Genomic DNA, 19,588 nt, shown 5'->3' on the forward strand with positions numbered 1-19,588 from the left:
TTCCGGCCGGCTCTCGTGGGAGCCGCGGGAAGGTCACGACGACGCGGGCCCACCTGGCGCACGTCACGTCGGTGCGCGTGTACTGGAAGCCGGAGTGCGCAGTGCCGTGGGCTTGTGTCTGCTGACTGCCCTGGTGCATGTCACCGTCGTCTTCCTGGCGGTGGCTCCCCCCAATTCCCTGTCACGGCGGTACGACCAGCAGATCAACGCATGGGTGTACCCCCTCTTCGAGCAGAACTGGCGGCTCTTCGCCCCCAATCCCGACTCGGTCAACCGGCAGGTCCTGGCGAGGACCGCGCACACCGCCCCGGACGGAACGATGCGGGTGGGCCCGTGGTTCGACCTGACAGCCGCGGACCGTGTCGCCGTCGAGCACCACGCGTTTCCGAGCCACACGGCTCAAAATCTCCTGCGCCGCGCCTGGTCCTCCTACGTCGAGACGCACGGAGCGGATGACACGGCCCGGTCGAAACGGGCCGAGATGATGCGGAAGTATCTGAGCAACATCGCCGCGGACCGTGCCGCCGATCACGACCGGGGCCGCAGGTTCGGCTTCATTCAACTCAGGGTCGTGACACGGCCCGTCGCCGCGCCTGGCGCGTCCGGTGACCGTCCGCCGGCGCCCGTCGAAAACCGGCTTCTGCCCTGGTGGAAGGTGACCTCCCATGGCGCGTGAACGTCTCCGGGAAGCCCCTGGCACGGCAGCCGTGCCAGGCCGCCCCGCAAACCGGAAGCCGCCGGCGGCGGGCGCGGGTACCGGACGGCTGGCCATCAGGGCCCGTGCTCTGGGGGACCTCGTCACCGGCCGGCCGGTCCATCTGTACGCCACGTCGGTTCTTCGTATCGGATACGGGTCGCTCTATCTGGCCTTTCTCCTGCGTGAGTTCTCGCACCGGCACGAGATCTGGGGCCCCGGCGCCGCGTGGACACCTGCCCTCGCGGCACAGCTCTTCGACCAGACGGGCTGGTTCTCCGTCCTCCTCCTGTCGGACAACCCGGTCTACTTCGAGCTGTGCTACGCGCTGGCTCTCGTGACGTGCGCCCTGTTCACGCTGGGCTGGCGGACTCGGGGTACGTCCCTGCTGTTCGCCGTCGTGGTGACGTCGTTCCACGCCAGGGCGATCTTCATGACGGACGGGGGCGACAACCTGATCCTTCTGATGGCCCTGTACCTCACGCTCACCTCCTGCGGTCGGCACTGGTCCCTGGACTCACGCAGAAGGCGGATGGAGGCCGCACGTACGGACGGTGGGCCGCAGCGGGTACGCAAACCCTCCGCGCGACAGCTTCGGGCCGCCCGCATCACCCTGACCACAGTGGTACACAACTGCGCCGTCTTCGTCATCGCGGCACAGGTCTGCCTCCTCTACGGCTCAGCGGGCCTGTACAAAGTCCAGGGCTCCTTGTGGGGCGACGGCACCGCCGTCCACTATGTGCTGAATCTCGAACTCTTCCGGCCCTGGCCGGTGCTCTCCCATTTCCTGGACCAGTACCCGGTGGTGATCGCGGCCGTCAGCTACCTGACCGTTCTCACCCAGGTCGCCTTCCCCTTCGTGCTCTTCGGCAGGCTGAAGTACCCCGTGCTCGTCCTGCTGCTGAGCATGCACCTCGGGATCGCGTTCCTCCTGGGACTGCCCCTCTTCTCGGGTGCGATGATCATCGCGGACGCCGTGTTCCTCCCCGACCGCTTCTACGCCCTCCTGCCTCGCCTCGGCCGGCGCACGGCACTGCGCTGCGGCATCCGGCTGCCGGCGCCCCGGCAGTCGGCAGAATTCGCGACCCTGCACGCACAAGGCGCTCGCGACAGTCCGGCACCGTCCGGGGCGAAGGTACGTGAATAGAAGCCGCTCCCCGGCAGCCGGCCCGCAGCCTCTGCACACCCACGCCATCCTGCGACAGCCGGTGCACCCGGCCACCGCCCCAACAGGCACTGAGGACACCGCCTCAGCACATGCCGTCCTGCACCCACCGCAAGCCCGGCACCACCAACGGCATCCTTGACCAGGTCCGCCCGGCAGGCTTCCTGCCGGGCGGCGAAGCCTTCCTCCTCGCGCTCACCGACGGTCGCCGTGGACAGCCTCGCGTCCCTGCCGTGGATCCTTCCCGAGCGGAAACCGACCCTGCCTCCCGACAGCCCGGCAAATGCCGACCGGATGAACAGCAGAACCGTCGGCGGAAGGTGGATCAGGCCGCGCCGCTGATCGACGAGATGCCCCGGTCCGGGAACGGCCGACATCACCGCACGGCAGCTGACTCTGGTAGGCACCGCGAATGCGGTCACGTCGAGACTGTCATGCGCGAAGACGTCCTACCTGGGGGCGGGTGGTGGCTGTGCGGCCGGGCCAGGGCTGCTGTCGAAACGGTCGTGTGTCCGGCGTGCGGATGGCATCCTCCGGGTCGGCTCGGCGCCCCGGACGGGATGGGGGTTGTTCCCCCGACCCGGCGCAGGTGACTCCCGTCCGGATCCCGGAGACCACGGCCAAGCGGCAGGGATTGCCGACGGGTCCTCCTGAGCATCGCGATGTACGAGGCCGCGGTCCTCCCGCACGCCTCGGAGGGGATGAACGACGAGGACCGAAGGGCGTGTCACACGGTCGCGTACGACTCCCTGCCGATGACGCCTCCCCGTTCTGTTCGGGTGTCGGCGGCCGCCGCGTGGGAAATCCTGACGACGACTGCGGCTCGGACGCCGAATCAGGGAGTGAACACCTGTTCCAAACGGTCGACGACTCCGTCCGCGCCGAGGTGGTACTGGAAGACCAGACCACTGTCGGGGTGTGCTTCCAGCCAGTCCAGGAACTCCTGGACACCGATGGGCTGGTTCTCGGTACTCGCCACGATGGGGTCGGTGACGGTGACGTACGCGGCCTGGTCCATCGGCAGATACGTCTCCTTGCCGACCGTCTCGAACGGCGCGCCGTCGGAATCCGGAGTGCCGCAGCCCCAGTTGCCGTACCGGACGATGAGACTCAGGGACCCGCCTTCGGGTGTGTAGCGGTAGACGGCGATCTCGTCCGGCGAGATCGGCATCTTGTGGTCGCAGCCGTCGTCCCCACCGCCGGACTCCGCAGACGCCGTTGCGCCGGCGGCCGACGACGCCGGAGAACCCGCAGGGGCCGGGGGAGAGGAAACCTCGCCGTCCGCCGACGGTGAGGTCTTCCCGGCGGGCAACGCCTTGGCGGACGCGGTCCCCTCGGCGCCCTGCTCACCCTTGGTCTGCGAGGAAGTCACGGCCGGCGCCGCCGTACCCTCCGCGTCCGGGGAGTCCTGGGAGCAGCCGGTGAAGGCCAGGGCGCCGACCGCACACGCGCTCAGGGCGAGCGTACGAAACGCGACCGGTCTGCAGTGGCGCAGGATGAGCATGATGTGTCCCCCGTCGTGGTGGCAGCGGCCGCTGCCTACGTAACCGCGTCAGCTTGAGGGACCATATTCAGCCACACCTCGGTTCCTCCGATCGCCCCTTCGCGCCCTCCGTTGCGAATCGGTGACCGACACCGTCCGCGGAAATCCCGCCCGGGAAGTCTGCGAGGTCCGGGTGCGGGTCCGCGGAACCGACCAGGCGGCCGGCGACTGGAGCCCACCGCTGCGCATCGAGACGGGCCTGCTCACACCGACGGACTGGACGGCCCGCGCGATCGCGCCGCACGAGCCCCACCGGCCGGAGAGATCGGACGCCGACCGCCGACCGCCCCTGCTGCGCAGGGAGTTCACCGTCGCCGCGGACGTCGAGCGCGCACGGCTGTACGTCACCGCGCACGGCCTGTACGAGATCGAGATCAACGGCCGACGCGTCGGCGACCACGCCCTCGCGCCCGGCTGGACCAGCTACCACCATCGGCTGCGCTACCAGACCCACGACGTCACCGACCACCTGCGCGCCGGTGCCAACGCCATCGGCGCGTGGCTGGCCGACGGCTGGTACGGGGGGCGGCTGGGCTTCGGCGGCGGCCACGCCGACCCCTTCGGCGACCGGGTCGCGCTCCTCGCCCAGCTGGAGATCGTCCACCGCGACGGAACCGTCACCGTCGTCGGCACCGACACCTCCTGGCGCGCCGGCCAGGGCTAGCTCGACCTCCTCCCCGACACCGCCTCCCGGGTCGCCGCGGGACACCGGCTGGCCGAACTGGTCGCGGCGGGCGGGCACACCATCCAGACCGGTTTCATCGGCACTCCGCTGGTGGCCCCGGCGCTGAGCGCCACGCACCATCACGACACCGCCTACGCCCTGCTCCTCCAGCAGGAGTGCCCATCGTGGCTGTACGCGCTCAAGCACGACGCCACCACCATCTGGGAACGCTGGGACAGCATGCTGCCCGACGGCACCGTCAACCCCGGCGAGTTGACCTCGTTCAACCACTACGCCCTCGGCGCCGTCGCCCAGTGGCTGCACAGCACGGTCGCCGGGCTCGACGCGAGTACGCCGGGCTACCGCGACATCGTCTTCCGTCCGCGACCCGGACGAGCAAGGCGGTGATCGGCGGCTACGTCACCTTCGCCAACGTCAACAGCGGCAAGTGCCCGGAGGCCGCCGGGGCGTCGACGGCCAACGGCGCAGCCCTGGGCCAGGCGACGTGCACCGCCGGCGCGAACCAGCAGTGGATGGTCGTCTGACGCGCAGGGCAACCCCCGACGGGCGGGGACTCCGGGCGGGCCGTGCACCTCGGCCCGCCCGGAGTCCCCATCCGTGCCGGGGCGCGGACGCTCAGTGACGCCCCCCGGCCCGGCAGCCGAGGTGGTGACGAACGCAACGACCCGGCGGCCGGGCGTCGTGCGGCGGCGGCCCGTCGCGGTCAGCCGACGGGGGAGGAGGCCGGCAGGTCATGGTCGGTGGCCCAGGAGGCCAGGATGCGCAGCCGTTCGTGTGTGGGGGATCCCGGCTCGGCGGTCCAGACGGTCAGATTCTGGTCGGGGTCGGTGTTGGCGGTGAGGGTGTCCCAGTCCAGGACGAGTTCACCGACGACCGGATGGTTGAGGGTCTTCGTGCCCACGGTGCGGGCGGCGACATGGTGATCGCCCCACCAGCGGGCGAACTGCTTGTCGCGCATGGACAGTTCACCGACCAGCTCGATCAGACGGGGATCCTCCGGATACTTGGCGGCCTCCATGCGCAGTTGGGCGACGGCGATGTGCGCGGAACTCTCCCAGTCGGCGTACAGGGTGCGCATGGCGGGGTCCGTGAAGATGATCCGCGGGTAGTTGCGGTGCTTCTCCGCGAGCTGGGAGAAGTCTGTGACCAGGGCGGCGGCCAGCGCGTTCCAGGCCAGAACGTCCCCGCGCCGGCCCTGCACGACGGCCGGTGTGGCGGTGAGGTCGTCCAGGACCCGCTGCAACTGTGGCTGGACCTTCTGCCGGCCGCGGCGCCGGGTGCGGGGCGTGGTCTTGCCCGCGAGCTGGAAGAGGTAGCCGCGCTCGTCGTCGTCCAGGTGGAGTACCCGGGCGAGCACGTCCAGCACGGGCGCGGATGCCTGCATGCGGCCCTGTTCGAGCCGGGTGTAGTAGTCGGTGCTGATGCTGGCGAGCTGGGCGACTTCCTCGCGGCGCAGCCCGTCGACCCGGCGGGGTCTGTCGGTCTCGGGCAGCCCGACCGTGCGCGGGCTCAGCTCCGAGCGGCGCTTCTTGAGGAATTCCCCCAGCTCATTGAGAGGAACGTTGCTGGTCATGCTGGACAGCATGACACCGGTCGCACCTGGGGAAGGGGGGAGAGTTTCCTCCCAGGATGTTTCCCTCCCAGGACGGATTCCTCCGCTTTTCGTGCTTGGCTCCGCGTGTGAGGCTCGAGAGCGAGCAGCCGGTCACGACGTCCGCTGCGGCACACCGACCCTCGCACCGAAGGAAGCACCCCATGCGCGGAGCAGTCATTCACGCCCCCGGCGACGTGCGCTTCGAGAACCTCGACGACCCGAGGATCACCCGGCCCACCGACGCGATCATCCGCACGGTCGCCACCTGCGTGTGCGGCTCGGACCTGTGGCCCTACCGTGGCGCGGAACCGATCGGGGACCCGCACCCGATGGGGCACGAGTACGTCGGCGTCGTCGAGGAGGTGGGCGGCGAGGTCGCCAACGTCAAGCCGGGCCAGTTCGTGGTCGGCTCCTTCGCCACCTCGGACAACACCTGCGTGAACTGTCGTAACGGATGGCAGTCCTCCTGTCTGAACCGCGAGTTCATGAGCACCTGCCAGGCCGACTACGTGCGCATCCCCAACGCCCACGGCACCCTGGTCGCCACCGAAGAGCACCCCGACGCCGAATCCGTGCCGAGCCTGCTCGCCGTCTCCGACGTGATGGGCACCGGCTGGTACGCCGCCCTCGCCGCCGAGGTCAAGCCCGGCTCCACGGCCGTCGTGGTCGGCGACGGCGCGGTCGGCCTGTGCGGCGTCATCGCCGCGAAGGAACTCGGCGCGGAGCGGATCATCGCGATGAGCCGTCACGAGTCGCGCCAGAAGCTCGCCCTCGAGTTCGGCGCCACCGACATCGTCACCGAGCGCGGCGACGAAGGCATCGCCCGCGTCAAGGACCTCACCGAAGGCATCGGCGCCGACTCCGTCCTGGAGTGCGTCGGCACCGCCGAGTCGATGCGGCAGGCCCTGCACTCGGCCCGGCCCGGCGGCAACGTCGGATTCGTCGGCGTCCCGCACGAGGTGGCCGTCGACGGCCAGGAGCTGTTCTTCTCGCATGTCGGTCTGCGCGGCGGCCCCGCCCCCGTGCGCCGCTACCTGCCCGACCTGATCGACCGGGTCCTGTCCGGCCGGATCAACCCGGGCAAGGTCTTCGACCTCACCCTGCCCCTCGACCAGGTCGCCGAGGGCTACAAGGCCATGGACGAGCGCCGCGCCATCAAGGCCCTCCTCAAGCCCTGAGCGCACTCGCGTCCACACCTGGGGCCGCACCGACGCGGTGCGGCCCCGGACCGGCAACCACCCCGCTCGCACAAGGACTGACCATGACGACCTTCGCCCTCATCGGTGCCGGACCCGGTCTCGGACTTGCCACCGCCCGCCGCTTCGGAACCGCGGGCCACACCGTGGCCCTCATCGCCCGCGACGCGGAGAAGCTGGACGGCCTGACGGCCGAACTCGCCCGTGACAACATCCAGGCTCGCGGCTACACGGCCGATGTCCTCGACCTCGAGTCCCTGACCTCGGCCCTGTACGCAGCCGCGGCCGACCTTGGCACCGTCGAGATCCTCCAGTACAGCCCGGTGCCGCGCGCCGACTTCATGAAGCCGGTGCTCGACACGGGCGCCGACGACCTCGACACCCCGCTCGCCTTCTCCGTCAAGGGCCCCGTCACCGCCGTGAACGCCGTCCTGCCCGGCATGCGCGACCTCGGCCGCGGCACCCTGCTGTTCGTCAACGGCTCCAGCGCCGTACGACCGAACCCGAAGGTGGCCGGCACCTCGGTCGCCTTCGCCGCCGAGAGCGCCTACGCCCAGATGCTCCACGACGCGCTGGCCCCGGAGAACATTCACGCCGCTCAGCTGATCATCCCGGGTGCCATCCGCCCCGACGCCGAGCAGAGCAGCCCCGACGCCCTGGCGCAGCGCCTGTTCGACATCCACCGGCAGCGGGACGGCTTCCGCCACTACTCCGAGCCCCTGCCCGACTGATTCCAGGGACGACACCCATGCACGCGGCCGCCCTCCGTGCCCTCGCCCGCGCCGCCACGGCCACCGCTGTCCTGCTGACCGTCGCGTCCTGCACCGACACCTCGCCGGCCTCCCCGCCTGCGGCCTCCTCCACCCGACAGCAGACACCGACGGCCGAGGCGAGCACCGCACCGTCCGACCGGAGCACCGCACCCTCCGACAGGAACACCGCACCGTCCGACAGGAACAGCGCCATGGACATCCGGGTCACCCTCGACGGCCATCCCGTCGACGCCACCTTGAACGACAGCCCTGCCGCCCGTGACCTCGCCGAGTTGCTCCCGCTCACCCTGGACCTGGAGGACTTCCACCAGACGGAGCGGATCGCCGACCTGCCGCGCAGGCTGACCACCTCCGGCGCTCCCGAACCGGCCGCGCCCGAGCCCGGCGACCTGACCTACTACGCGCCCTGGGGCAATCTGGCCCTCTTCTACCGCGACGGCGACTCCGCCAATGCCGACCTGCTCATCCTCGGCCACGTCGACGTCGACAGCGACCGCCTTGCCGGGGCGGACCGCATCACCATCGAAGCCGCGCCCTGATCCGCGCGACCGCACCGCTTCCCCCCCACGCGGACACTCATCTGAGAGGGGGGAGAATATTCTCCCCTTTTCGTCCGCTTCGCTCCATGGAACGGTGAAGGACGTGGCCGCGCCGTCCCCTTCGCCGGGACGGCCCCCGCCGCCACCACGACCCACCGACTTCTACTCAAGGAGAGAACCACGTATGCCTTCCGCGTCCGGGACGACCCCCGGCAAGCTTCCCTTCGTCGTCTGGGTGCTCGCCGCCGGCACGTTCCTGATGGGGACCACCGAGTTCGTCGTCGCCGGCCTGCTGCCGGAGCTGGCCGGTGACCTCGGCGTCAGCGTCTCCCACGCCGGTCTGCTGATCACCGCCTTCGCCATCGGCATGATCGTCGGCGCGCCGAGGATGGCCATGGCGACCCTGCGCCTGCCTCAGCGCCTGACGCTGATCCTGGCCCTGTCCGTGTTCTGCCTCGGACATCTCGTCGCCGCCCTCAGCACGTCCTTCACGGTCGTCCTCGCCGCCCGCGTCGTCACCGCCCTGGCCACCGGAGCGTTCTGGTCCGTCGGCTTCGTCGTCGCCACCACCGCCGCGGGACCGCAGAACGCCACCCGCGCCACGGGCGTCATGATCGGCGGCCTGACCCTGGCCAACGTCGTCGGCGTGCCGATCGGCTCCTTCGCCGGCCAGTTCACCGGCTGGCGCGGTCCCTTCTGGGCCCTGGCAGTCCTCTCCGGCCTGGCCGCCGTCTTCATCGGCCGCTTCATCCCGGCCCAGGAGCGGCGCGTCGAGGTGTCCCTGCGGGCCGAGGTCCGGGCCCTGCGGCAGGGCCGGCTGTGGCTGGCCCTCGGCGCCGCGATGCTGATCATGGGCGGCGTCCTGGCGACGTACACCTATGTCACCCCGCTGCTGACCGACCGCGCCGGCATCCCCGAAGGTGCCGTCCCGCTCGTCCTCATCGCCTTCGGCGTCGGCGCCCTGGGCGGCACCACCACCGGCGGCCGCCTGGGCGACCGGCGTCCGATGGTCACCACCATCACGGCCGCCGCGGCCACCACCCTGGTTCTGCTCCTGATGATCCCGCTGTCCACCGATCCGGTGACGGCCACCGCCCTCGTCTTCCTCATGGGGCTGACCGGCTTCACGGTCAACCCGGTCGTCACCGCCCTCGCCATGCGCTTCGCGGGCGACGCCCCCACCCTCACCTCGGCGCTGACCACCTCCGCCTTCAACGTCGGCATCGCCGCCGGCTCGGCGCTCGCCGGTTCGGCCCTGGACTCCTCCCTCGGTCTGACCGGACCGCCCCTGGTCGGCACCGTCATCGCCGCCCTCACGCTGCTGCCCCTGACCGCCCTCGCCGTCCACGGCCCGTCCCGCAAGGGCTCGATCGTGGCCCGGGGCAGCGCTCCCGCGCAACGGCGACACGACGAACCCGCACACGTGCCCTCGCAGCACTGACTCGGCGCCATGGACTCCACGGGACAGCCTTGGACGGCGGATACGCCGCCCGCCAGAGACAGACCACGCACGACAGAGACCGGAGAGACATCATGGAATTCGTCAAGCAGCAGCCCAGCAGCAAGGCCCCGGCGGACTGGTTCACCGGCGACGTTTGGTGGGACGTCGTCGTGGCCGGCCAGGAGCCGTCCCGGATGCGCGCCAACCTGGTCCGCTTCTCCCCGGGCGCCCGCACCAACTGGCACTCCCACGCTGTGGGCCAGACCCTGCACGTGGTCTCCGGTGTCGCCCTGATCGGAACCAGGGACGGCACCCTCTTCGAGGCCCACCCCGGCGAGACGGTCGTCTGCCCGCCGAACGAGGAACACTGGCACGGCGCCGCCGCCGACCGGTTCATGGAGCACCTCGCCCTGTGGGAGGGCACCGGCGACGCCACCCCCGAGACCACCTGGGCCGAGCCGGTCACCGACGAGCAGTACAACCGTCCCCGCACCCGTAACCCGTAGGTCCTGCCCATCATTGATCACCTGACCCGGGGTCACTGAGGGCGTGACGGCGCCTGGGACGAGGACGGACGCACCCACCAGCAGGCGGCGGCGCGGTCCGTCCCGTCTCTTCCCTCCTCGCGCGCGACAGGGCCCGACGATGTCGACCGGCCGCTCCTGACGGCGAGCGAAGGGGGGAGGAAAGTCTCCCTGCCACGAGCGTTCCTGAGGGTGCGAGACTCCCCATGTGACCAGGCGCCGCCGCCAAGCCGCGCGGTCGCCCAGTTCCTCACACGGTGACGAGATCCAGTCTCCTGTCCCGCCGATGTGTACGGCCGATCCGTCCGCGATACGAAGGCGTACGTATGCCCACTGAACTTCCTGAGTCCGCCGTTCCACCCCCCACCGGCGCCGGCCAGTCCGCCGCGGCGCCCACTCGGCGCACCTTCATCGCCACCAGTACCGCGGTCGGCGGAGCCGTCGTGGCGGGCGGCGTGATCGGAGGGACGACCCTCGTCGGCCCGGAGGAGGCGAAAGCCGCTGAGAGGCCGCCGTCCAGCCGGATCCTCCTGACGGTCAACGGCACACGCCGCACGGTGACGGTCGACAACCGCACGTCGCTGCTGGATCTGTTGCGCGAGCACTTCGGCCTCACGGGCTCGAAGAAGGGCTGCAACGCCGGGGCCTGCGGCGCGTGCACCGTGCTGGTCGACGGCCGGCGGGTCAACTCCTGTCTGACACTGGCGGTGCGTCTGGAGGGCGCCGACGTCACCACCATCGAGGGTCTGGCCGACGGCGACCGACTGCACCCGTTGCAGCAGGCGTTCATCGACCAGGACGCCTTCCAGTGCGGCTACTGCACACCCGGCCAGATCGTCTCCGGCGTCGGCTGCATCCAGGAGGGCCACACGGGCTCGCCCGAGGAGATTCGCGAGTGGATGAGCGGCAACCTCTGCCGCTGCGGCTGCTATGTCAAGATCGTGCGCGCGGTCGATCAGACCGCGCGCCGGAAGTGAGGACCGGCCGTCATGCATCCGTTCTCCTACACGCGCGTGTCCGACACGCGGGAGGCTCTCGAAGCCGGTCGCCACGGCGGCCGTTACATCGCCGGAGGCACCACACTGGTCGACCTCATGCGCGAGACCGTGGAGCGTCCCGAGGTGTTGGTCGACATCAGCGGCCTGCCGCTGGACGAGGTCACCGTCACCGAGCGCGGCGGCCTGCGCATCGGCGCGCTGGTCACGATGGCCGAGGCCGCCGCCCACCGCAAGGTACGCACTCTGTTCCCCGTCATCTCCGAGGCGCTGGAGCTGAGCGCGTCGGCCCAGCTGCGGAACATGGCCACCATCGGCGGCAACATCATGCAGCGCACCCGCTGCACGTACTTCCGCGATGTCACCGCCCCCTGCAACAAGCGTGATCCGGGCTCGGGTTGTGCCGCGCGGGAGGGCGTCAACCGTACGCACGCCATCCTGGGCACCTCCGACGCCTGCGTGGCGACCCACCCCTCCGACGTAGCCGTGGCCTTCGCGGCGCTCGAGGCACAGGTGCGCCTGCTGGGCCCGGACGGGGAGCGACAGGTCCCCTTCACCGACTTCCTGTTGCGGCCGGGCAGCACTCCGAGCCGTGAACAGGCCATCCGGAGCGGAGAGTTGATCACCGCGGTGGAGGTTCCCGCGTTGCCGCGTCCCCTGAAGTCGGGCTACCTGAAGGTGCGTGACCGGCAGTCCTACGAGTTCGCCCTGACCTCGGCGGCCGTGGCGCTGCATGTGCGCGGCGGGGTGATCCGCGAGGCACGGGTGGCGGCCGGAGGGGTGGGCACGGTGCCGTGGAAGCTGCCGGCCGTCGAGCGACACCTCGTCGGCGAGCGCCCCTCGGACTCGTTGTGGACGGCCGCTGCCGCCCAGGCGGCGGAAGGCGCCCGTCCCCTCCGACACAACCGTTTCAAGGTCGAGTTGCTCAAGCGGACCGTCGAACGCCAGCTGCGCATCGTAGGAGGTACGAAGTGAGCCCCCAGCCGCAGGCCGCCGTGGGCGCGCCGCTGTCCCGGGTCGACGGCCGGCTCAAGGTCACGGGCAAGGCGCGGTACGCCGCCGAGTTCGATGTCGACGGGGCGGCGCACGCCGTCATCGTGGACGCGAGCATCGGCCGCGGCCGCGTCACCTCGATCGACACGCGCGCCGCCGAAGCCCAGCCGGGCGTGCTGCGGGTGATCCACCACGGCAACGCGCCGAAGCTGCCGTACCGCGACAACGCCGGGTCGAACAACCCGCCGGGCCGGCGACAGCGGATCTTCCAGGACGACCGGGTGCTCTTCCACGGCCAGCCGGTAGCCGTCGTGGTCGCCACCACCCTGGAGGCCGCGGAGCACGGCGCGAGCCTGGTGAAGGTCTCCTACGACGCCGAACAGCCCTCGACCGACCTGCACGACGCGGAGCCGGACAAGCCGACGGCCTACGCGCGCGGCGACGCGGAAGCGGGCCTGCGCGGCGCGCCCGTACGGCTGGATCTGACGTACCGGCTGGCACGCAATCACCACAACCCGATGGAGCCGCACGCCACCATCGCCCGCTGGGACGGCGACAAGCTGACCGTGTGGGACAAGACGCAGTGGGTGATGGGCACGCACGACGAGCTGGCGGCCGTGTTCGGCCTGCCCGCGGAGTCGGTGCGCGTCATCAACCCGTTCGTCGGCGGCGGTTTCGGCAGCGGGCTGCGCTGCTGGCCGCACAGCGTCGTCGCAGCCCTTGCCGCGCGGGAGACGAAGCGCCCCGTCAAGCTGGTGCTGAGCCGCAAACAGATGTACTTCGGCACCGGCTTCAGGCCGTCGTACGCGTACCGGCTGCGCCTCGGCAGCGACCGGCGCGGCCGGCTGACCGCGGCGATCCACGACATCGACGCCGAGACCTCCTCGTACGAGACGTTCACCGAGGCCGTCATGGGCGCGGGGCAGATGCTCTACAGCATGCCGAACGTCAGCCAGGCGTACCGGACGGTCCCCCTGGACGTGAACACCCCGATCTGGATGCGCGGTCCCGGCTTCGCCTCGGCGTCGTTCGTGATCGAGTCGGCCATGGACGAACTCGCGCACCGGCTGGGCGTCGACCCGATCGAGCTGCGCCTGCGCAACGAACCGCACGAGGACGAGTCGAGCAACCTGCCGTTCTCCACCCGTCGGCTACGCGAGTGCTACACCGTCGGCGCCCGCGAGTTCGGCTGGCAGCGCCGCTCCCTCCGGCCACGTCAGAGGCGCGAGGGGGACTGGCTGATCGGCCTGGGCATGGCCGCCGGTGTCTACGACCCCGGGCGTTACCCCGGACAGGCCCGGGCCCGCCTCGACGCCGACGGCACCGCTGTGGTCGAGGCGGCCACCAGTGACATGGGGCCGGGCACCTACACCTCCCAGACCCAGGTCGCCGCCGACGCCCTCGGGCTGACCATGCGTACGGTCACCTTCCGGCTCGGCGACTCCCGCTACCCGCCGACCTCGCCGCACGGCGGCTCGTCGACCATGGCCAGCGTCGGCACCGCCGTCCACGACGCCTGCGACCAGGTGCGGCGGCAGGCGATCAAGCTGGCCGTCGAGGACCGCGAGTCACCTCTGTACGGGGTGAAGGCGGACGACGTGGTCGTACGCGGCGGCCGGCTGCACGTGCAGGGCGACCCGGCCCGCGGGGAGACGTACCGGACGCTACTGGCCCGCAACGACCGCACCCACCTCGAGGCGGACGGCTCCTACACCGGGCCGCCCAGCCCCGCGCGGCACTCCTACCACGCCTACAACGCCACCTTCGCCGAGGTCGCCGTCGACGCGACCCTGGGCCTCGTACGGGTCCGGCGCATGCTCGGCGTGTACGACGTGGGCCGCGTCATCAACCCCAAGCTCGCCGACAGCCAGGCGATCGGCGGCATCGTGGGCGGCATCGGCACCGCCCTGCTGGAACACACGGCCACCGACCACCGCGACGGCCGGATCGTCAACGCCAACCTCGCCGACTACCTCGTGCCGGTGAACGCCGACGTCCCCGAGGTCCGGGCGATCTACCTGGACGGCGAGGACAACGACGGCAACGCGCTCGGCGTCAAGGGGCTCGGCGAAGTCGTTCAGGTCGGGGTGGCGGCCGCGATCGGCAACGCGGTCTTCAACGCCACCGGCCGCCGCGTCCGCGAACTGCCCATCACCGCCGAAGCCCTGCTCTGACCGGTGCGCCTCGGCCCGGCGCCTGCACACCGCTCGTCCGGCAGCACGCGTCCCGTCCGGCCGCCGGACCTCCCAGGGCCGCCGCCGCATGACGCTTTTCCCGGCGTCGCGGCGGCGGCCCGCTCACCCTCCGATCCTGGTCCCGCCGTGGAGAACTGCCATGCTCAACATCGCGGACACACTGCACCGATGGTGCCGCGAAGCACGCCCCTTCGCCCTGGCGACCGTCGTCGACGTCACCGGCAGCGCACCCCTGCCGGCCGGTACGTCGGTCGCGGTCGACGAGGACGGCACCGCGGTCGGCAGCGTCTCCGGCGGCTGCGTCGAGGGCGCGGTCCATGAACTGAGCCGACAGGTGCTCCGTGACGGGGGCGCTCCGCAGCGGACCCGGTTCGGCTACTCCGACGACGACGCCTTCGCCGTCGGCCTGACCTGTGGCGGCGAACTCGACGTCCTCGTCCAGCGCATCGATTCCGCAGCCCAGCCACACCTGGCGACGGCCCTCTCCGAGATCACACAAGGGCGACCGGCCGCCGTGGCGCAGGTCGTGGACGGCCCGGAGCACCTCCTCGGCTCCACGCTCAGCGTGCTCGGCGGTGACCGCGCCACCCACGGGCGCGTGGACGACGGCCCGGCGGACCGGGTGATCGCCGACCGGGCCAGGGCCCTGCTGCGGACCGGCCGCACCGCCCGCGTCGACATCGGCGGGGAGGGAGACGGATGCCCCGACCGGCTGTCCGTCCTCGTCCACGTCCAGGCGGACCCGCCGCGCCTGCTGGTCTTCGGCGCCGTCGACTTCGCCGCCGCCCTGAGCCGGGCCGGCCGCTTCCTCGGCTACCACGTCACCGTCTGCGACGCCCGCCCCGTCTTCGCCACCCCCACGCGCTTCCCGCACGCGCACGAAGTGGTCGTCGACTGGCCCCACCGCTATCTGGAGAACACCGGCGTGGACGAGCGCACCGCCGTATGCGTCCTCACGCACGACGCCAAGTTCGACATCCCCCTCCTCCGGCTGGCACTCGACCTGCCCGTCGCCTACGTGGGCGCCATGGGCTCACGGCGCACCCATGACAAGCGCCTGCGCCTCCTGCGCGAGGCGGGTGTCGGGGAAGACCGGTTGGCCCGGCTGCGTTCCCCGATCGGCCTCGATCTCGGAGCCCGCACACCCGAGGAGACGGCCGTCTCGATCACCGCGGAGATCATCGCCCAGGCCAACCAGGGCACGGGCCGGCCCCTGACCCGGATCACCGGCCCGATCCACCAGCCGTCGAGAGGGCACCGGTAGGCCTCCCATGAACTCCGCGATCGTTCACCTGACGTCGGCTGCCGGCCGACCTCGCCTTCCTCGACGCCCTCCCGATCACCGGACTGGTCAACGCGCGGCGCCCTCGCCGGGGGCCGGTTCTCGTCGTCGGCGCCGACCCGCCGGTGCCATGGCACCGGCGGCGTACGGTCCTTGCCGGTCCAGGCGTGCGCCGAGGGCAGGTCGTAGCGGCTGACGGCCAGGTGCGTCTCCGGGGTCCCCGCTTCGAGGAGACCCTCGTCGCCCTCCAGGTCGAGTCCCGGCTCCTGAGGGCGACGCAGCAGGTCGCCCCAGTCGCTCGTCACTCCGCGCTCATGGCTTCACGGAGCAGGGGGCGCAGCCGAGGACGGGCTGCCTCCTGCTGATCGCGGAAGATAGGCCGCTGGGTGAGTCGCCGTTCTTCCTCGCGTCGTCGCTGAGCCCCTGGCCGGAGGCCGGCTGGTCCGCGGCGCGCAGCCCCGGGGTACGCCGGGGCAACGGCGAGATCTTCCGCGGGGACCATACGGATCACTCTGCACGGGCCGGAAGCGTCCCCGGAGCTGGATCTCCAACCCGTGTACAGACCCCCGGCCGGCGTGCGGGAGGAGCGATCGGGCCGGCCTGCGGCACCGGCATTCCGCTCCGGAGCCTGGGAAACAGGCTGTGGCCACCGGACGTCCGCAAGCGGGAGGGCCCCGCGTGTGGCGTCAGCCCGAGGTGCCGCCGCGCCGGGCGTAGGCGCGGGCGGCACGGGCGCGGTCGCCGCAGCGGGTGGAGCACCAGTGGCGCCGACCGTGGGTGCGCAGGAGGAAGCGGTCGCAGGGTGCCGAGCCACAGGCGGCGAGGATGCCGGCGTCGGGACCGGTGAGCAGGTCGGCGGCGTCGGCGGCGAGGGTCGCCAGCGCGTGGTTGACGGCCCGGTCGGTGGGGTGTGCCTGGACGCGGCGCAGCCCCTGGGCCCCGTCCCAGGCGAGGAGGGGTGCGGTGGGCACGGCCGTGAGCGCCTCGTTCACCGCGCGCAGGGATTCCTCGGGCGGGGCGGTCGCGTCGACGCGGGCGGCGAACAGGGCGCGTACGTGGGCACGCAGCGTGCGCATCCGCTGTGCGCACACCTCGTACAACCGCACGTCCGGGGCGGTCAGGTCGTGGGCGGCGAGCCAGCGCATGGCGGATTCCGGTGTGGCAAGCAGGTCGTAACTCTGACCGGCGGGCAGGGTCGCCGCGGTGTCGGCGAAGTCCAGGGAACGGTACCGGTCGGCACCCGGGGCGGGGGGCAGAGCGGTCTGCGCTGTGTCGGTGGCCACGGTGTCGCCCATGCCTCTCATGGTAGCGCTTGCAATTATCCGTGATGCCCGCCTAGCCTGGCCTCACGTTAAATACAGATGGTTTTCGTGAGAAGCTGTTTTTCGTGAGAAGCGGAGATGTGATGTCCCAGCCCAACGCCGACCGGTTCCCGGTCCGCACGTTCGGTGGCCCTACCGCTCTGTTCGAGTACGGCGGCCTGCGCTTCCTGACCGATCCGACCTTCGACGGTCCCGGCGACTACCCCACGCCCGGCCCCACTCTGACCAAGACCGCCCCGTCCACCGCCACCCCCGCCGACCTCGGCCCCGTCGACGTGGTCCTCCTCTCTCATGACGAGCACGCCGACAACCTCGACACCTCCGGCCGGGCCCTGCTCGCCGACGTCCCCCTCACCCTGACCACGCCCGACGGCGGCGAGCGCCTCGGGGAAAAGGCCAAGGGCCTGGCGGACTGGGAGACGGTCGAGCTGGAGCGCCCCGGCGGCGGCACCGTCACCGTCACCGGTGTTCCCGCCATCCACGGCCCCGGCCCGCGCGAGAAGGTCGAGCCCGTCGCCGGCCAGGTCGTCGGCTTCGTCCTGACCGGTGAGAGCCTGCCGACGGTCTACGTCAGCGGCGACAACGCCTCCCTCGACGCGGTTCGGGAGATCGCCGAGCGCTACGCCCCGGTGGACACCGCCGTCCTGTTCGCCGGCGCACCCCGCTTCCCCATGCTCTTCGACGGCAACCCGATCGTCCTGGACAGCGCCCAGGCCGCCGAGGCCACCCGGATCCTCGGCGCCCGCCGTGTCGTCCCGGTCCACCACGACAGCTGGGCCCACTTCACCGAGGGCCGCGACGAGCTGGAAGCCGCCTTCACCGCCGCCGGCCTGGCCGACCGCCTGGACCAGGACTGGACGCAGCGCGCCTGACTCCGAACCGCCGTCCGGTGAGGGGGACCTTCTGTCCGGCGGTCGTGGCCGCGCTCCGGGCCGCAGGCCGCGCGCAGAGCGTGATGCATCGGCCCAGGTGCGGAAGGTGGATGGTGGGGGCCGTGTCCTGTGTCCCCGGAGCCGGTCCGGGGGCCCGCGGCCTGCCCTCGGCCCGGTGGGGAATGTCTGCCGGGGTGGGTGGGTTGTAGGAGGTGTGGTCGTGGAGGGGACAGTGTCCCCGGGCCTCACCCATAGCCTGCAGGGACGATCGTTCGGCTGAAGCCCTGCAGAGCCTTTCGCCGCGTAGGCGACCGCCCTCCACGACCACGCCCCCTTCTGTCGCGGCCCCCGCCCGGTGTCCTCACCGGTCGGGGGCCGCGGGTGTTCGCGCTGCCGTGACCGCGCTGCGGCTGGAGAAGCGTCCCGGTCATGGACGACCGCGAGCGACCCGACGGTGCGGGCACGTCGACTTCCACGGTCGGCTCGCGGCCTCCCGGGCCCCCAAGCCGTGGCCGACCTCTGCACCTGCCTGGCAGGCCGACGCGCTGTCGCCTGCGATGCACGTCCTCGAGAAGGTACGGCTCGCTCGCGGTGGCCTTACGAACTCCTTTGCGGGGTCCTACCTTTGAGCCATGGAAACTCGGCATCCCGGCCCGCTGGCGGACGTTGTGGCACCCGTGACAGCCGGATGGCGGCTGGTGTTCGTGCCCAGCCGGGCCCGCGAGCTGGCCGTCGCGCTCGGCGGCAGCGTCCTGGTCCCGCCGATGATCGCAGCCCCTTTTCTGCTGGCCGCTCTGGTGGCCGCCGTGGTCTCGGGCAACTCGTTCTTCTGGGGCGGTTTCTGGGTCCTCCTGGTGCTCACGGTCGGCGCAGTGATCCTGCTCGCCGCGGCCATGGTGTACGCCGCGGTCTCCATGACGGTGCGGTGGGTCGAGTTCCGCCCCCTCGGAACTCCGGCCCAGGTCGTGATCGCGCGCTTTCTGCGTTCGTCGACCATGGCGATGACTGATCTGCGGCGAGTCGTCGTCGTCGAGCGGCTCAGTCTGGGGCAGCGACAATCGATCAAGGTGGTGTTGCACACCGGCAGCGAGACGGTGGAGTGCGAACCGGCGACATCCGCACCGCTCTCTCGGGTCGACGCACAGGCGCTGACCGGCTGGTTGACCGAGCAACTCGTCGGCGTCCAGGTGGGGGTGGAGCGTCAGACGGAGGTCAAGCGCGACTTCCTGCGTCCGGACGAGTGGTGGACCCCGTCCCGCACCGCCGAGCTGTGGCGGGTACCCGTCGGCGAGGTCGACGGCATAGCCGCCCGGCGCGGCGTAGAAACCTATGGGTACACGCCCCGGGCCGCCGCGATGTACAGCCCTGGCACTTCGGTCACCGTCTACGACCCGGGCCGGGCCTACGAGGTCGCCGAGGAACTCCGCGCGGAACGAGCCGCCGGCCGGGCCGCCGACGGCCCGGCGGCCCCCGGTCCGGCCGAGGACGATGCGACGGAGTCCCGCTGACGCGGTCGGGCCGGTCCTGCCCCGGATCGGAGACCGCCCTCCACGAGCGGGGGGATGGCGTCGCCTGCGTGGTGGCGAAACCCGTCGGCGCCCGCCCGAAATCCCCTGCGTGCCGACGGTGACGTGACCGTACGCTCGGCCGTGTTTCGGCCGCTCGGGGGCGGGTGGTGCGGGCCGGTGACCAGGGGCCTCTTCCTGTATCTGAGGCTCGGCGGTCGGGTGACGCGACTTCGGGATTCCTGCATCGCTCTCGGGCTGTCCGACGCC

The 19,588-nt window shown here is 71.4% G+C and carries 18 protein-coding genes and 1 pseudogene; 16 read left to right on the forward strand and 3 right to left on the reverse strand.

All coding sequences use genetic code 11. The features are described from left to right. Nucleotides 1–94: 94 nt before the first annotated feature. Together ACFYO5_RS10415 and ACFYO5_RS10420 are read left to right on the forward strand one after the other, a co-directional pair. Nucleotides 95–676 (forward strand): DUF5819 family protein, encoded by a 582-nt coding sequence (locus tag ACFYO5_RS10415; RefSeq protein WP_388706589.1) that lies wholly within the window; start codon nt 95–97, stop codon nt 674–676. Then, nucleotides 666–1,841: an HTTM domain-containing protein gene (locus ACFYO5_RS10420; protein WP_388706591.1), complete on the forward strand. Its 1,176-nt coding sequence runs from the start codon at nt 666–668 to the stop codon at nt 1,839–1,841. Before ACFYO5_RS10415 ends, ACFYO5_RS10420 begins: the two co-directional genes overlap by 11 nt. A gap of 853 nt (nt 1,842–2,694) precedes the next feature. Here the strand turns inward: ACFYO5_RS10420 and ACFYO5_RS10425 are convergent. Beyond that, a complete protein-coding gene (locus tag ACFYO5_RS10425; RefSeq protein ID WP_388706594.1) occupies nt 2,695–3,363 on the reverse strand; it encodes a hypothetical protein in 669 nt (222 codons plus the stop codon). Between the two features lie 121 nt (nt 3,364–3,484). On the opposite strand from ACFYO5_RS10425, the gene ACFYO5_RS10430 reads away from it, so the two are divergent. The 3 genes and pseudogenes from ACFYO5_RS10430 (at nt 3,485) to ACFYO5_RS10440 (ending at nt 4,611) form a co-directional block, all read left to right on the forward strand. Further along, nucleotides 3,485–4,066 (forward strand): alpha-L-rhamnosidase N-terminal domain-containing protein, encoded by a 582-nt coding sequence (locus ACFYO5_RS10430; RefSeq protein WP_388706597.1) that lies wholly within the window; start codon nt 3,485–3,487, stop codon nt 4,064–4,066. 15 nt (nt 4,067–4,081) lie between these two features. Further along, nucleotides 4,082–4,474: pseudogene (locus tag ACFYO5_RS10435) on the forward strand (alpha-L-rhamnosidase); the annotation flags it as partial. Further along, nucleotides 4,471–4,611 (forward strand): RICIN domain-containing protein, encoded by a 141-nt coding sequence (locus ACFYO5_RS10440; RefSeq protein WP_388706600.1) that lies wholly within the window; start codon nt 4,471–4,473, stop codon nt 4,609–4,611. The pseudogene ACFYO5_RS10435 and the gene ACFYO5_RS10440, both read left to right, overlap by 4 nt. A gap of 179 nt (nt 4,612–4,790) precedes the next feature. Here the strand turns inward: ACFYO5_RS10440 and ACFYO5_RS10445 are convergent, their stop codons facing one another. Next, nucleotides 4,791–5,672, reverse strand: a complete 882-nt coding sequence (locus ACFYO5_RS10445; protein WP_388706603.1) for a helix-turn-helix domain-containing protein — start codon at nt 5,670–5,672, stop codon at nt 4,791–4,793. A 170-nt stretch (nt 5,673–5,842) separates the two neighbouring features. Here ACFYO5_RS10445 and ACFYO5_RS10450 point away from each other — a divergent pair, with 170 nt between their 5' ends. The 9 genes from ACFYO5_RS10450 to ACFYO5_RS10490 all read left to right on the forward strand — a co-directional run bounded on the left by ACFYO5_RS10450 (nt 5,843) and on the right by ACFYO5_RS10490 (nt 15,601). Next, entirely contained in the window at nt 5,843–6,859 is a 1,017-nt protein-coding gene (locus ACFYO5_RS10450) for a zinc-dependent alcohol dehydrogenase family protein (protein WP_388706606.1), read from the forward strand. An 83-nt stretch (nt 6,860–6,942) separates the two neighbouring features. Next, nucleotides 6,943–7,608 carry an SDR family NAD(P)-dependent oxidoreductase gene (locus tag ACFYO5_RS10455; protein WP_388706609.1) on the forward strand — a complete coding sequence of 222 codons (666 nt, stop codon included), beginning with the start codon at nt 6,943–6,945 and terminating at the stop codon, nt 7,606–7,608. A gap of 17 nt (nt 7,609–7,625) precedes the next feature. After that, on the forward strand, nt 7,626–8,189 hold the full coding sequence (locus ACFYO5_RS10460) for a cyclophilin-like fold protein (RefSeq protein WP_388706611.1): 564 nt from the start codon (nt 7,626–7,628) through the stop codon (nt 8,187–8,189). Between the two features lie 184 nt (nt 8,190–8,373). Continuing rightward, nucleotides 8,374–9,630, forward strand: a complete 1,257-nt coding sequence (locus ACFYO5_RS10465; RefSeq protein WP_388706614.1) for an MFS transporter — start codon at nt 8,374–8,376, stop codon at nt 9,628–9,630. A gap of 92 nt (nt 9,631–9,722) precedes the next feature. Beyond that, complete coding sequence (locus ACFYO5_RS10470) at nt 9,723–10,136, forward strand: cupin domain-containing protein (protein ID WP_388706617.1); 414 nt, start codon at nt 9,723–9,725, stop codon at nt 10,134–10,136. Nucleotides 10,137–10,480: 344 nt separating this feature from the next. Continuing rightward, nucleotides 10,481–11,131, forward strand: a complete 651-nt coding sequence (locus tag ACFYO5_RS10475; protein WP_388706619.1) for a (2Fe-2S)-binding protein — start codon at nt 10,481–10,483, stop codon at nt 11,129–11,131. A gap of 12 nt (nt 11,132–11,143) precedes the next feature. Continuing rightward, nucleotides 11,144–12,124 carry an FAD binding domain-containing protein gene (locus ACFYO5_RS10480; protein WP_388706621.1) on the forward strand — a complete coding sequence of 327 codons (981 nt, stop codon included), beginning with the start codon at nt 11,144–11,146 and terminating at the stop codon, nt 12,122–12,124. Continuing rightward, nucleotides 12,121–14,316: a xanthine dehydrogenase family protein molybdopterin-binding subunit gene (locus ACFYO5_RS10485; RefSeq protein WP_388706624.1), complete on the forward strand. Its 2,196-nt coding sequence runs from the start codon at nt 12,121–12,123 to the stop codon at nt 14,314–14,316. Before ACFYO5_RS10480 ends, ACFYO5_RS10485 begins: the two co-directional genes overlap by 4 nt. Before the next feature lie 160 nt (nt 14,317–14,476). Beyond that, nucleotides 14,477–15,601 (forward strand): XdhC family protein, encoded by a 1,125-nt coding sequence (locus ACFYO5_RS10490; protein ID WP_388706627.1) that lies wholly within the window; start codon nt 14,477–14,479, stop codon nt 15,599–15,601. A gap of 704 nt (nt 15,602–16,305) precedes the next feature. On the opposite strand, the gene ACFYO5_RS10495 is transcribed toward ACFYO5_RS10490, so the two are convergent. After that, a complete protein-coding gene (locus ACFYO5_RS10495; RefSeq protein ID WP_388706630.1) occupies nt 16,306–16,914 on the reverse strand; it encodes an ABATE domain-containing protein in 609 nt (202 codons plus the stop codon). A 110-nt stretch (nt 16,915–17,024) separates the two neighbouring features. Between ACFYO5_RS10495 and ACFYO5_RS10500 the strand changes: the two genes are divergently transcribed. Together ACFYO5_RS10500 and ACFYO5_RS10505 are read left to right on the forward strand one after the other, a co-directional pair. After that, nucleotides 17,025–17,813 carry an MBL fold metallo-hydrolase gene (locus tag ACFYO5_RS10500; RefSeq protein WP_388706632.1) on the forward strand — a complete coding sequence of 263 codons (789 nt, stop codon included), beginning with the start codon at nt 17,025–17,027 and terminating at the stop codon, nt 17,811–17,813. Nucleotides 17,814–18,445: 632 nt separating this feature from the next. Next, nucleotides 18,446–19,321, forward strand: coding sequence for a hypothetical protein (locus ACFYO5_RS10505; protein ID WP_388706635.1), 876 nt, complete (start codon nt 18,446–18,448; stop codon nt 19,319–19,321). The last annotated feature ends 267 nt before the right edge of the window (nt 19,322–19,588 follow it).

The sequence above is a fragment of the Streptomyces sp. NPDC006259 genome (assembly GCF_042870975.1).
In the GTDB taxonomy this organism is placed as follows: Bacteria; Actinomycetota; Actinomycetes; order Streptomycetales; family Streptomycetaceae; genus Streptomyces.